Consider the following 14,471-nt stretch of genomic DNA (forward strand, 5'->3'; position numbering starts at 1 on the left):
AAGTGGTTTATTGAACTACTCCCGCATTCACTTTATTGATGATGTAATCATAGAAGTCTTGGAAAGTTTTGATACCTACAAAGTCTTCTGTTTTTACTTTGAAGTTGAAGTTACTTTCAATTTCTACTACTAGATCGATATAATCTAAGCTGTCAAGCTCTAACGTATCTTTCAATACTGCTTCAGGCTCAATGTCTTCTCTTTCTACTTCAAACTCCTCCACTAAGAAGTTGTTAATTGTTTCAATGATTTCTTCGTTTGTCATTTTTGTAATTTAATTTATGTGAACAGAAATATATTTTGTTTCAAGCCCAAATTACTTCAAAATAACTTCGGCTTGAAAAGTATTTATTTTTTAAACTTACGGACAATAAGGGTAGAGTTCGTTCCTCCAAATCCGAATGAGTTCGACAAGAAAGTATCAATTTCAGTATCTACCGCTTCCTTTGGAATGTTCAATTCCGCTGCTTCCTCACAAGGATTTTCTAAGTTGATATTTGGTGCTACAAATGAGTTATTCATCATAAGCAAAGAATACACCATTTCACTTGCTCCCGCCATCCAACACTCATGACCAGTCATGGATTTTGTAGAAGAAATGTATGGTTTGGCCTCACCGAAAATATGATCAATCGCTTTTGCTTCATTGGCATCCCCTACTGGAGTGGATGTAGCATGCGCATTGATGTAATCAATATCTGCTGGAGTAATTTCCGCCTGATCAATCGCCATCTGCAATGATCTCGCAGGTCCTTCCATATTTGGATTAGAAATATGATCGCCGTTAGATGAAAAACCGAAACCGATGATTTCGCCTAAAATTGGTGCATTTCTAGCCTCAGCACTTTCCAGGCTTTCAATGATCACTGTTGCCGCTCCACCACTTGGAATCAAACCGTCTCTGTCACTATCAAATGGTCTTGATGCTTTTGTAGGGTCATCCTCTCGGATAGAAAAGGCACTCAAACCATCAAAACTACCCATAGCATAAGGATTGATTTCCTGTGCTCCACCGCAAATAATTCGATCTTGAAGGCCCATCTGAATCAGCAAATAACCGAAACCAATGGAGTGTGATCCACTTGAACAAGCTGAACTCACTGTCATATTGATCCCCTTCAACTTGAAGATGGTAGAAAGGTTCATCGTTACAGTGGAATTCATGGACTGGAAAATAGAACCAGAACCTAGTAAAGTGGTATCTTTTTTCTCTCTGATGGTATCAGTGGCATGTACCACCGCCTTAGCAGAACTGTCATTGCCATAAAGAATACCGAAGTTATTTTCAGCAATAAATTCTTTATCCAACCCTGCATTTTCTATGGCCTCAAGCGTAGCATTTAATGCATACTCACCTTGTTCAGCCAATCTTGCTTTTTCTCTCTTCTTGATTACCCCTTTCAAGTTTGGTGCATCCACCATACCTGTCAGTGCTGACCTGTAACCCATTTCCTTACGCTCCTCATCATAAACGATTCCTGATTTTCCTTCGCGTAAAGATTGTGTTACCTCCTCAAGATTTTCACCTATACATGAATAAATTCCTATACCTGTAATGACAACTCTCCTTTTCATCATTAATTTCTTTTTGGTTTATGTATATAGCCCACCGTTAATTGACAACACCTCTCCTGTGATATAAGAAGCGTCTTTTGAAGCCAAGAACCCTACTGCCGCCGCCACTTCGCTTGCTTCTCCAAAACGTTTTGCCGGAATCAAGCTCTTCAATTGCTTCTCATCCAAGTCTTCTGTCATTTCAGTTTTAATGAAGCCCGGTGCTACAGCATTGACTGTCACCTTTCTTCTTCCAACTTCCTGAGCGAGGGCTTTTGTTGCACCAATCACACCTGCTTTTGCTGCAGAATAGTTGGTCTGACCCGGCATACCTTTGATACCCGAAAGTGATACAATGTTGATCACTCTTCCAAACTTCTGTGTCAGCATGCCTTTCAGCACCGAACGCGTCACGTAGTTGAATCCTTTTAAATTCACATCCAATACGCTGTCCCACTCTTCGTCTTCCATAAACAAGAAAACGGCATCTTTTCTGAAACCAGCATTATTGACAAGGACTTCGATCACATCTTCTGTGTGCTCTTCTACCCACGTCCCTAATACCTCATTCACTTCTTCTTTAGAAGAAACGTCAAACTTCAATAGTTCACCGTCTTGCCCTTCTTGTCTTACTAACTCAAGCGTTTCGTTCGCCGCCTCCACATTCGATTGGAAATTGATCAGAATATTGTAGCCGTCTTGTGCTAGTTTTACCGCAACTGCACGCCCAATTCCTCTGCTCGCTCCAGTGACCAGTGCGTATTTCATACTTTATCGTTAAATTTCTTTTGCTACTTGTTTAAAAAATTGAGCCGTATTTTCTGCGCTCAAGACTTCTTTCAGTTTTCTTAAGTCTTTAAAAATCGGATAATCTTCCTTGAATGGAGGCACTACACCACATACCAATTCATAAACCGAATTTAATTTAGGATCCATTTTGTCTTGGATCTTCAGGTAACTCACCGCCTGTGCAATGCTCAACTGATAAGTTGCCACTACTTCAAATGAGTTTTCAATCACTTTTTTCGTCAGCAATGCCGAGTTAGTACCCATACTCACAATATCCTGATTATCATTGTTGTTTGGAATACTATGGACATAGTTCGGGAAAGAGATTGATTGATTTTCTGCTACTGTGGAAGTGACCGGAAACTGTGCTCCTTGCATTCCAAAGTTCAGCCCCAACGTTCCGTGATTAATAAACGGAGGAAGAATGTTGTTGAGTTTATGGTTAAATAGGTAATTCAATTGACGATCCATCAACATCGACAATTTTGTCATTACTATTTTTAATTTATCCATGGCCAGAGAAACATAATCACCGTGGAAGTTACCGCCGTGATATACATTTTCTGTTTTAGAGCAAATGATAGGGTTATCACTTACTGAGTTCGCTTCGTTTAAGACTACTTTCTCCACTTCTCTCAAAGTTTCTAAAATAGGACCTAAAATCTGAGGAACGCATCGGATAGAATAATATTCCTGTACTTTGTCTTGGAAAACAGCAATGGATTGTGCTTCATCCTGATAAAGTACATTTTCTCTTTTACGGATCAATTGAGAATCTTCCACCAGCGTACGGATCATTCCAGCAATGTCATGCTGTCCTTGATGCGTTTTGGCCGCATTCAATTCTTCAGAGAAATAATCATCAAAACTGCTGACTACTTCATTGATTGTAGCGGAGCCTATCACCACCCAATCCAATAGTTTATAAGCTTGAAGCAGATTGACTGCACCAATACCTGTCATACATGAAGTTCCATTCAATAAGGCTAATCCTTCACGCAAGTGAATCTGCAATGGTTTCAACTGCTCTTTTTCAAATACTTCTTTTGCATCACAAACTTCGCCATTGTACTCTACTTCACCTTCACCTATCAATGCCAATGCAAGGTGTGCCAGCTGCACCAAGTCTCCACTCGCTCCAACTCCACCGTGTTCGTAAATGACAGGAATGATATTGCGGTTCAATAGTTCAACCATCAGGTGAATCAATTCAATATGCACACCCGACTTCGCTTGTAAAAATGTATTCAGTCTACACAACAATAGGGATTTGGCATGCAACTGACTGATTTTCTTTCCTCCGCCAGTAGCGTGACTTCTGATAAGATTATATTGAAGTTGAATTTGATCACTTTCATTTACCTTATATTGGGCCATAGGGCCAAAACCTGTGTTGATGCCGTAAATGATTTTGTCTGATGAAAATTCATGGAGAAATGTGTAACTCTCCTTGATTTTCTTTTCGGCCGATGGTGTTAATATTATTTGTTCGTTTCTAAGAAGTACATCTTCAAAAAAATCAAGCTTGCTAATATTACCTTCAATAGATAACATGATACTTTAAAAAAATTATGATAAAGTAGTATTTGAAATGCAAATGTAACAGTTTAACATAAAAAGTTAAACATTTTAACAAGACATCGTTAATAAAACTTATGATTTAACATATAAAAAAACAATAAAATTAGGATGTATTGTACTATTCCTAGAATTTTAAATAAAATTATATTAACTATACATCAATAATGATTCTATTGCTTTCCGATAAAGCAAATAAAATACTTTTTTTTATCTAATCAAATACATGTCAAAATGAAAACTAAAGCAACAAACAAATACTTACTCCTTCTTGTACTATTCTTAGCTCACTTAAGTAGCTACGGGCAGAATAATCTACTTAAAAACCCTGAGGTCAGATTCTATGGTGTGGACTTTACTCACGCTAGTTTTATTGGTAGACAAGGGTTTCAAGACCCTGAAGATCTACAGAAAAATTATCTCCGAAAATGGAATGATCTTGTATTGAATGAACCTAATAAATACAACATCAAAAAATATTTTAATAAAAGCCAAGTGCATTATGACATGAAAGCTGTCAATAAGAGAAACAATTTGGTTGACCCAAACAAGCTTGTGATCGATTCACAGGAAGAGCATCAGAAAATTAGGGAAGAAGACTTTAATGAAATTGTTAATGGACTTCCTACCACAGAAAATGAAGAATTGGGAATGGTTTTGGTAGTGGAAACTTTCAATAAATTGAGTAGTAAAGGTACCACTTGGTCGGTCCTTTTTAATACAAAAACAAAAGAGATTCTTTACCGACAATATCATATGAGCGATCCTAGCGGATTTGGCGTTCGTAATTATTGGGGATTTACTTTGTATCGAACGCTCAGATACACTGGTAAAGACTTCTTTTTTTACTTAAGGAAAAATAGTTAATCATAAAATGAAGCAAACAGACGTATTGATTATAGGCGCTGGACCTTCGGGTAGTATTGCTGGAAGTATATTACTGCAAAATGGTTTTAATGTTACGATCATTGAAAAAGAGCAATTTCCAAGGTTTGTGGTTGGAGAAAGTCTTATTCCAAAAGTGATGCAACACCTGGACAAAGCGGGGCTTTTGGATACTTTGAATGAGCAACATTTCGAGAAAAAATTTGGTGCCCGTTTCCTCAAAGAAGATAAAGTGTGTAACTTTTCTTTTGCTGAAAAGTTCACTGATGGATGGGAATGGACCTGGCAAATGCCTAGGGCAGATTTTGACTATACCATTGCTAAAGAAGTAGAGAAAAAAGGGGCTGAAGTACTTTATCAGCATGCAGTTACAAATGTGGATTTTTCTACCGGAAGTGTCATCACCAGCATAGAAGATAAAAATGGAAATACCTCTCAAATTGCTTCAAAATACATCATTGACGGCAGTGGGTATGGTCGTGTGCTACCTCGTCTACTTGACTTGAGCAAACCTTCCGATTTACCGCCAAGAGGATCATTTTTCACACATGTGGAAGACATCAATAGACCTGATACTATTGATGGCACTACCATTACTTTTGATATTTTGCATCAGAATTTATGGTTCTGGGTAATTCCTTTTTCTAATGGTAAAACTTCACTGGGTTTTGTGGGTGACACTCACTTCTTCGAAGGTATTACTGAAGAAAACAAAGCGGAGAAATTCAATGAAATGATACAGCAATCCGACTTCTATAAAGAACGTTTTTCAAACCTTGAATACGAGTTTGAGCCTGTAATGAAAGTCGGTTACTCTGTAGGTGTAAAACAACTTTTCGGAGACCGTTATGTTTTGACTGGAAACAGTACTGAATTCCTTGATCCTGTTTTTTCATCGGGAGTTTCTTTTGCAGCCGAATCATCTGCATTAGCCGCTGAGTTAGTTTCAAAAGCACTGAAAGGTGAAGATGTAGACTGGCAAAAGGATTATTCTGATTATATTCTTAGAGGTGTGGAAGTGTTCAAGTCCTATATCAAATACTGGTATGATGGTTCTTTACAAGATTTGTTCTTCTCTGACAATATCAATCCGGAGTTCAAAAAACAAATCACTTCTATCCTTGCCGGCTATGTTTGGGACAAAGAAAACCGTTTTGTGAACAGACATAAAACGATCATCAAAACGATCAATCACTTCCAAAAGGAAGCTCAAAGCCTATAGACTTTTTTGAATTAAGAGTTAAGAGTGAAGAATTAAGAATGAAGATAAAACATATCAGTATATTTATTTTGTAATGCATTACACTTACCGAAAGAAAATGTATTCAAAAAAATTACGAACCATATCATTCTTAATTCTTCACTCTTAACTCAACACACCCTTCAATATACAACTCACTAACTATCAATCATTTCTAATATATATATTATTAATAACATAGATTAACTATATCATAAATAAATAGAAGTTAACTAAGACAAACATTTTTTATCGTTTACAATTGTAAATTTTTAAAACTATTCTTCCTATATTCTGTTTATACCTATGAAACTAATTACAACATGTAGTGAGTTGAGACGAACCATATTACAATCAATAATCTCGTTACTATGAAGAACTATTTATTATTGACGCTTTTTCTCTCTCTTTCTTTATTTGGCTTTGCTGATGAAGAATATAAAATCAACTATAATATCAAGGGAGTTAACTTAGATGCTTCAAACATCCATCCTATGCTGGTGGTCACTAACAGAGTATTGGATGTGGATAACACTACTAATGAAGTACATTTAAGTCATGAAATAGACACTTCTGACGTTAAATACTTAATAGTTACAAGTAATAAGGCAAATCCTAAAGTCAAAATATATTCAACTTTTCATGAAGCCTTTTCAAAAATAAAACATAACAACCTCGTTATGCACGTACATGGCTTCGGACAAGATTTCAATGCTACTTTAAGAAGTGGTATTACCTTGCAGAAAAACTACGACATCAACCTTATATTATTTGATGTACCTACTGAAACTGTGAGTTTTAATATCTTCTCAGAATTCAAACGTTCGAAAAAATATTTCAAACAATCAACAAAAAACTTTGATGACTTCTTAAATGATTATGAGGTTTCAGCTAAATATTATAATGTAAATGATAAACCTATTCTTTTCTTGCACAGTTTGGGTAATTATTTACTGGAGGAATATATTCAGTCCGGAACATATGATTACAATGAGAAATTAGCCGTTTTTGAAAATATATTAATCAATGCACCTGCTGTAAAAAAGAAACATCATGCAGAGTGGATTGAGAAAATTGATGAGGATATTAATGTATATATCACTATCAATAAAAAAGATTTCACGCTAAAAGGGGCGGAGTTTATCACAATGACGCGCCAGCTGGGAAGTTCTAAAATCAAACAAAAGCATTTGGCATCTAATGCTTCTTATCTTACTTTCCACACCCTGGCGGGAAGTGAACATAATTACTTTATCAACCCTATGATGATGGCCAATGACCAAATAAAATCATTCTACGATCAGGTTTTGGAAGGTCATTCTATTGTTGATGAAAATTACATCAATAATGAAGAGGGTATCGATTTGATTGTTCAAAATTAGAATCTCAGTACTAAGTTCTTCATATATGGTAAATCCCGATAGAGATTAGATTTTCTCTACCGGGATTCTTTTTATAAGCTTAACTCTTAACTCAAATTAATTCATACCTCCAGAACTATGTAATTTCCTTGCTTTTCGTCCTTGAAACTGTCCACCAAAGGCATAAGAAAATGATAATCTATATACAGGTCTTTCCTGCAAATAGTACGTCTGTTCTTGGAAATTTCTACCAAATACATCTTTCGTAAATCCACTGTTGACAATATCATCTACTTTGAAAGAGATGCTGCCTTTACGTTTTAAAATTGCTTTTTTAACGGCCACATTTAATGCGTAAGTGGGCTGTGTAATATTTTGAGCGTCGTATTGCTGTCCGGCATATCTACCCATAATTTGTATTGTAAAATGCTTTGGCAATGTAAACCTTGTATTCAGTTTTGCTGTCCAGTTGATTGGATTGGCATCAGAAGGTACTGTAAACTCTTCGTTATCATCCTGAATTTCCAAGTAGAAGAAATTTAAGTTAGCATCAATATTCCACCATTTTGCTATCTGATAATTGGCAGAAATAGATGCACCACCTGTCAACGATGAACCTAAATTGGCCCAAGTATACACGGTCAAATCTTCTAAGGAATCATACCTTGAAACGTTTCGGATAATGTCTGTACTGTGTCTTACATATACACTTGTATTCAGTCCTAATTTTCCTTTGTTATAGCCATGATCCAAGCTGATTGAATTGGTATAAGAGGGCTGAAGGTTAGGATTACCAACTGATACTGTAGAAGAGTTTGAACGCTGTTCAATAGGCAGCATATTGAAGATACCTGGACGGTTGATTCTTCTTGAGTAACTTACCCCTAATGTATTGAAATCACCTAGTTTTCTTTGGATGTGAAGCGTAGGAAATAAACTCGCGTAATTAATGTTGTAGGTAGTATCTTGACCGCTTTCCGTTTTTACGGTACCATCAATTGTAGCTACTTCTCCCCTTACACCTGCTTTGATAGAATATTGTCCTAACGTAATGCTGTATGATCCATAAAGAGAGTTGATGTACTGATCATAATCATAGCTATAATTATTGATTACGCCCCCCAGATTATTTGAGATTTGCGCTGATGCATCTAATAATTCACCTTTATAGCCTGTTTCAAAAGACGATTTCTCATTGATTTCATGTGAATAATCAATCTTCAATGATGCATAATTCCAACGTGCATCTGTATTTACCGATGAGTTACGGTCCTTGTCCTGCTCAAGAGTGGACGAAGTGGAGAAATCAGATTCACCTCCATTAAAGTAGCCGTCGCTTTCCAAAATACCTTTCTTAAACTCTTTTCTATGGTTCAAGCTCAACGAGTACCCTTGTGCCTGATTCTTCTGATCACCAAATTCTTTCTGTGAACTTATGATCTGATCTCCTTGTAAATTATTATTGATGTAAAGGTTTTCCTCTCCTCCTTTCCAGTTCCATATCTCGGCAAATAAGGTAATGGTATTGGTAGAATCCAGGAAGTAGTCCGCTCCAAATTTTGTATTATAATAGCGCCCTTTTCTAATGTTTTCACCTTCCTGATCGAAAGTAGGAATTGTTTCATCTGCATAAATACGCTTCAAATCCTTCTGATTTTCAAATCGATTTTCACCATAAGAACCCTGCCCGAAGAAATTGAATTTCTTAATTCTGTAGTTCAAACCAAGGTAACCATTGTACTTTTCACCTGATCCGGCACCAATATTTGCACTGCCGTTCAAGCCTTTCATTTTGTCTTTTTTAGTGATCACATTGATGATCCCCGACAGGCCATCCGGATCATATTTCGCCGAAGGGTTAGTAATTACCTCAATTTTCTCAATCGAACCTGCAGGCAGTGTCTGGAAAATCTGAGCAGGATCAATCTGTGAAGGCTTACCATCAATCAGTACCCTTACGTTGCTTTCTCCTCTTAAGCTGATTGCACCATCAGACCCCACACTGATTTCAGGAATCGTCTGCAGTACTTCTGACACTGAATTCCCTTCTGCAATCATGGCATCACTTACATTCACTACTTTTTTATCAATAGATCGTTCAATGCTTGTTTTCTCTGCACGTACTTCCACTTCATCGAGCTGTTCCACATTTTCACTGATACTGATTTGTCCTACATCTGTGTTTGGAGATGTGATTTTCAAAGACTGTTGCAAAGTGTTATAGCCCACAAACTGTACAACAAGGGTGTAATTTCCGTAAGGAATATTTTTAATTCTGAAACGGCCCTCATTGTCCGTCAGGCCTCCGCCTACTGAGACATTTTCTTTATTGTTTAAAGATACTGTAGCGTATCCCACAGGACTACCGTCTTTCTGATCAATAATCTGCCCTTTGATATTCCCGTTTTTATCGGCATTATCATTGGCCAGTGTAAGCATAGAAACGAACAGTAGTAAAATTAAATTGACACTGAAATTTAATGTTTTCATTGATATTGATAATTATGCACCTATACAGTTAAAGACGAAATTTCATGCATTTTTTTATGTTCCATAAAGCGATAAATTCTAAAAAATTCTAACATCAAATGGATGGAAAAGAGAAGAATTAAATTTCTGTTTTTAAATGAAATAGATGATTTAGATGAAAGTTAGATCGTAAATTTAGTTTTTTTTTAACGCGTAAATAACAATTCAACAGAATGGATGTAAGAGTTTAATAAGTTTTATTAATAATTGAATGATTACTCAGAGAATGAGGGATTAAGATTGAAGAGGAAGTGCGGTTGGAATGACTTACGCACTCGCACTTCCCCTTCAATAACTAAGAACATGTTATACTACATCTCCACTACATTTTTCAAGTGCTTGAAGAAATAAGATTTATATTTCATTTGATCTTCAGTAGGGTTTTCTAATACCTTCATTCTAGCGTATTTCAGTTTAGTTAGAACAGCTTCTCCATCCAGCATAATTTTTTCACCCTTTCTTTGCACCTGTATCACCATGCTATCACCCAGTTTTGGAAATGACATTTTGTAATATTCATTTTTAGGGTCCTTATAAAATTCCTTTGCTTTTACTCCATTGATGGCTAAAATCTGATCTCCCTTTTTAAGCCCTAAAGTGTTTTTCCCTTTAGTGTAAGTCACTGTATACTTGTCATTCTCATGATCTTTTTTCACATAGAAATTACCGTATCTTGGTATCTTTTCCCCTTCAGGATAATACTTCCAGCCTAGTTTATCACAGTAGTTCTGCATATTTGGAGTAGCCGTACCTTCAATATACTGCTTATAAAAATCCCCAAACCCAGCGTAAGTATAATCCCTCAAAACATTTACAAAATCCTCGTCTCTAAAATACCTTCCTTTGTAATCTTTCTGTATTTCCAAAACCACATCAATAAGCCTTTTCTCTCCGTTAGATCTTTCCATGATTTTCAAATCCAAGCAGAACGCAATCATTGCCCCCTTTTCATAGAAAGCCATCAAATCCTTTAGTTTGCTGATGAAACTGAATACGTTTTTCTTTCGAATAATATCCTGACTACTTTCTATCATACTTTGCTTATGACGTTTTTGTGATGTTGCAATGCCATAAGACATACTGTTTGCTAAAGCGATTTCATCTGTATAAGATTGATTTAAAGTCCGCATAGCAAAGTAATCCGTAAAGCCTTCGTAAAACCACGTATGCCTCGACATGTCTGGGGTTCTATAATTGAATTGTTTTATCTTTTCAGAGTGCAGCTCCAAAGGCGTGATTGTGTGAAAGTATTCATGGCAGGAAACGTGATCATACATATATGAATATTGACGCTCCGTCAAAACTGTATTGTAATACACCGAAGATTGACGATGTTCTAACGCTGACCCTGTCCCCATGTACTTGAACATTCCCTTTAAACGTGCTTCATCGATTTCATAAATCAAGAAATAATAATCTTCCTGAGAAGTGACACCAGAAAAATTATTGACCTGATGCATCACATCTTCTATCACTTCCTTGATTTTGGGAGCTGTTTCTGTTTTTTTCTCATTATGCACCGCCACTATACATTTCTGTCCTCCCACTACAAATGAAGCGGTGTCAGGTACGGCATAAAGTACGGGCTGATCTATCAAACCGAAATAATTTTCGGCATACAATACATCTTTCTGATCACTTTCCTCCAGTTTTTTCATAGACGTCGCTCCATAAAATCCCGAAGGCTTCTTCACCACTACTTTAAAAGGTGTTTTCTCAAACCCTTCAAAATAGCCATTCAGCATATTGAAATTAATCAATGCACTTTGTGGAGTAAATACCGTTCCTTCCACTACTGACGGCTTCCCTACTATACCTCTCTTGGAAGTGGCATCCACTACGGTGTAGGCTAGGAAATCAATTGGAGCCTGTGCCGAAATGTAAAACACATTTTTCTTGCGTTTCACTTCCGCTTCTTGACCATTGATATCAAGGGCTCTTACCTTCTTAAAGTAATCCACATACTTTAAGGTCATATACGTACCAGGTACAATATCCGGTATCACAAATTCAAGTGTTTTCTGATCTTTGGGGGCAGAAACTTTTACGTTCAATGCGTGCTCTTGAATACCATTGAGGTCAATTTCTACAATAGTTTCTGTTTTGTGCTGTGCTTGTAGAAGAGATAAGTTAAAAAACAATAGAAATACGATTAGTATATTTTTCATGTTAGTCTTAATAGTTAATTATTATTTAAAAAATTTTGTCTTGGTACTTACAAGTACTTACCGAAGTGATAATAAGTTGCTTTATGTCTCACTTCGCAATTGCTTTAGCCCTCAAACCTACTACTATTCCTCCACATTATAAAAAATTATAGTATTTTTAAGTTGTAAGTACTTATTACTTTCATGGCTTTTTCATGAAAAATAAAGACTAGCACAATTGTTCAGCGAAGCGTCATTTGGGCCAGTTTCAATTTTTATGGGATGCCTTATTATTACTTTTCAGCAAAAAAATAAAACTAAACTATACTAATGAGAAACAGCACTTCAGAAAAAGAGCGTCGAGAAACTATTAGAAGAAAAAGAGAGGAACTTATGCCGGGGTTATCCGGAGTACAAGAAAAAGGTTCTTACATTATGATGATAGGTAAAATCGCTATACCGATCATCGCGATAGCAATCGCCTTTTCTAACGGGTCATCTTTAAATATAATAGATTACATCACCTATAAAATATCCACTAATATATCACCTGAAAGTGAAGAGGATTACATTGCTCGATTGCAGGAATTTTTCCCTGAAAATTTAGGTAAATACGGGGAAACTTTTTATTGTAATGGAGACATTCTTATGCTAGAATACAACTTAGTAGCCGGAACCTATGTTAGAGCGAAACAATATCACCTCAGACCTATTACAAGAAACACTGACGATTACCGTATTGAATATGAAGGCGTATTTACTACAGATGGTGAATTTATCATTGAATATCAAAATGGCTATTACGTGTCAAAGGAAGCTGGACCAATCTCCTACGATATTATTGAACATGATTCGTCGTTTATGTTTTTGAAAAATAACTGGTATTCTCACGTTAATGAGATTAGCATTTCTAATCCTGATACCTTGTTTTTTTATAGCGAAGATTTAGAGCATCCTTATTTGGGTGATATTTACGGAAAACCTGTAATCATAGACCTGGACAAGATTGTGGATTATTATTTTGGAGCCGATGTACATCAGGCAATGAAGAACAGCGAGTACAAATATCATCTTTCAGATTTTCGCTTTGAAGATTTACAAATACTCGGCGACCCTGGTATTCATAGAGAAGCTTCTGAGGTAGAATTTATTGCGAAGGATGCTAATGATCAGCACTACAAAATTAATATTCACAGAAATGGACGTGTGAAGAGAGAAAAAACACAGGCTCCTAAATCGCTCTAAGCAACAGGACTGAAGCGTTTTTTTATTAAGAATGAAGGAAGTTCGTGAAACGAAATATCTTGAGACTACGAACCTTTATAAAATACAAAAAGGCCACTCAAAAATGAGTGGCCTTCTTAAGTACTGGAAGTTGATTATGACAACTGAACGTTTACAGCGTTCAAACCTCTTCTACCTTCTTCAACTTCAAATTGAACTTGATCATTTTCTCTGATCTCGTCGATACAACCTGAGATGTGTACAAAGATTTCGTTGTTTGTCTCGCTATCTACGATAAAACCAAAACCTTTAGTAGCGTTGAAGAATTTTACAGTTCCTTGTTTCATAACTATATGTAATTAAAAATTTTCTTTTCAGAATTTATATATAAAATATACCTCTCCATCCTCACACTGTAGATGCACAGTGATCCAACAAAAAAGCAGTACAATACTAAATTGATGTTTAAATTGCTACTGAAATAGTAGACTTATTCTTTAGGGGCTTTTGTGATATCTACACAAGATCTACCTTTCGGAGTATCTTTCAGATCGAATTCCACAAAATCTCTTTCCTGAATATTGTAGTTTTCATCTACATCACTGATATGGAAGAAATAACGTTCTCTTGATCCTTTTTCTATAATGAAACCAAACTTTTTGTCTGGGTTATAGTAATCAACACGACCTTGTCTTTTTAGATCTTCTAAATCTTCTTGTCTAGAAGTTGAAATTTGGATGTCCTCTAGCTTGATTTTTTTCTTTGGCTTATCAGGATCTGGAGGAGTAGATGTAATGTTACCAAATTCATCTACATAGGCCATCATATTTTCTAGATCGCCTTTCACTTTGTTCTTTTTTTGCTCTTCTTTTTTAGCTAGTTTTTCTTCGCGCTTTTTTTTCTTCTTCTTATCTTTTTCTAATTTGTTGAAGGTCTGTTGAGATCTACCCATATTGAATATTTAAAAATAACTGCCAAGTATAACCTGATAAGTATTAAACATTCAATAAATAAGTTTTCGAAAAAAGATTATATCTCAAATGAAAAGTAACTACAAAGTTATGCGTACTCAAATGCGAGTACCTCATGCAATACAAAGGTAGGCATTTATTTCTCAATAAAAATATTTTAGGCCAATAGTAACCATTAATAACAAATAATACT

The 14,471-nt window shown here is 35.9% G+C and carries 12 protein-coding genes; 4 read left to right on the forward strand and 8 right to left on the reverse strand.

The features are described from left to right. Positions 1 to 7: 7 nt before the first annotated feature. From HHU12_RS00975 to HHU12_RS00990, 4 genes are all read right to left on the reverse strand, one after another. Positions 8 to 265: a phosphopantetheine-binding protein gene (locus tag HHU12_RS00975; RefSeq protein ID WP_062615622.1), complete on the reverse strand. Its 258-nt coding sequence runs from the start codon at positions 263 to 265 to the stop codon at positions 8 to 10. A gap of 83 nt (positions 266 to 348) precedes the next feature. Then, complete coding sequence (locus tag HHU12_RS00980) at positions 349 to 1,578, reverse strand: beta-ketoacyl-[acyl-carrier-protein] synthase family protein (protein WP_240970812.1); 1,230 nt, start codon at positions 1,576 to 1,578, stop codon at positions 349 to 351. Positions 1,579 to 1,593: 15 nt separating this feature from the next. Beyond that, on the reverse strand, positions 1,594 to 2,322 hold the full coding sequence (gene fabG / locus HHU12_RS00985) for a 3-oxoacyl-ACP reductase FabG (RefSeq protein ID WP_169654272.1): 729 nt from the start codon (positions 2,320 to 2,322) through the stop codon (positions 1,594 to 1,596). 9 nt (positions 2,323 to 2,331) lie between these two features. Beyond that, positions 2,332 to 3,897, reverse strand: coding sequence for an HAL/PAL/TAL family ammonia-lyase (locus tag HHU12_RS00990; RefSeq protein ID WP_169654273.1), 1,566 nt, complete (start codon positions 3,895 to 3,897; stop codon positions 2,332 to 2,334). A gap of 258 nt (positions 3,898 to 4,155) precedes the next feature. On the opposite strand from HHU12_RS00990, the gene HHU12_RS00995 reads away from it, so the two are divergent. The 3 genes from HHU12_RS00995 (at position 4,156) to HHU12_RS01005 (ending at position 7,428) form a co-directional block, all read left to right on the forward strand. Then, the gene (locus HHU12_RS00995; RefSeq protein ID WP_169654274.1) at positions 4,156 to 4,788 is read left to right on the forward strand and encodes a hypothetical protein; all 633 of its coding nucleotides are present in this window, start codon (positions 4,156 to 4,158) and stop codon (positions 4,786 to 4,788) included. Between the two features lie 7 nt (positions 4,789 to 4,795). After that, positions 4,796 to 6,028 carry an NAD(P)/FAD-dependent oxidoreductase gene (locus HHU12_RS01000; protein ID WP_169654275.1) on the forward strand — a complete coding sequence of 411 codons (1,233 nt, stop codon included), beginning with the start codon at positions 4,796 to 4,798 and terminating at the stop codon, positions 6,026 to 6,028. A 389-nt stretch (positions 6,029 to 6,417) separates the two neighbouring features. Beyond that, entirely contained in the window at positions 6,418 to 7,428 is a 1,011-nt protein-coding gene (locus HHU12_RS01005) for an alpha/beta hydrolase (protein ID WP_169654276.1), read from the forward strand. A 96-nt stretch (positions 7,429 to 7,524) separates the two neighbouring features. On the opposite strand, the gene HHU12_RS01010 is transcribed toward HHU12_RS01005, so the two are convergent. Together HHU12_RS01010 and HHU12_RS01015 are read right to left on the reverse strand one after the other, a co-directional pair. Beyond that, on the reverse strand, positions 7,525 to 9,897 hold the full coding sequence (locus HHU12_RS01010) for an outer membrane beta-barrel family protein (RefSeq protein WP_169654277.1): 2,373 nt from the start codon (positions 9,895 to 9,897) through the stop codon (positions 7,525 to 7,527). A 350-nt stretch (positions 9,898 to 10,247) separates the two neighbouring features. Continuing rightward, a complete protein-coding gene (locus HHU12_RS01015) occupies positions 10,248 to 12,104 on the reverse strand; it encodes a M61 family metallopeptidase (RefSeq protein WP_169654278.1) in 1,857 nt (618 codons plus the stop codon). Between the two features lie 309 nt (positions 12,105 to 12,413). Here HHU12_RS01015 and HHU12_RS01020 point away from each other — a divergent pair, with 309 nt between their 5' ends. Then, positions 12,414 to 13,328 (forward strand): hypothetical protein, encoded by a 915-nt coding sequence (locus HHU12_RS01020; RefSeq protein WP_169654279.1) that lies wholly within the window; start codon positions 12,414 to 12,416, stop codon positions 13,326 to 13,328. 134 nt (positions 13,329 to 13,462) lie between these two features. Here HHU12_RS01020 and HHU12_RS01025 read toward each other — a convergent pair whose 3' ends face one another. Further along, positions 13,463 to 13,654 (reverse strand): cold-shock protein, encoded by a 192-nt coding sequence (locus tag HHU12_RS01025; protein WP_169654280.1) that lies wholly within the window; start codon positions 13,652 to 13,654, stop codon positions 13,463 to 13,465. A 143-nt stretch (positions 13,655 to 13,797) separates the two neighbouring features. Continuing rightward, positions 13,798 to 14,259: a cold-shock protein gene (locus HHU12_RS01030; RefSeq protein WP_169654281.1), complete on the reverse strand. Its 462-nt coding sequence runs from the start codon at positions 14,257 to 14,259 to the stop codon at positions 13,798 to 13,800. Positions 14,260 to 14,471: the final 212 nt, after the last annotated feature.

It is taken from the genome of Flammeovirga aprica JL-4 (assembly GCF_012844305.1).
Taxonomy (GTDB): Bacteria; Bacteroidota; Bacteroidia; order Cytophagales; family Flammeovirgaceae; genus Flammeovirga; species Flammeovirga aprica.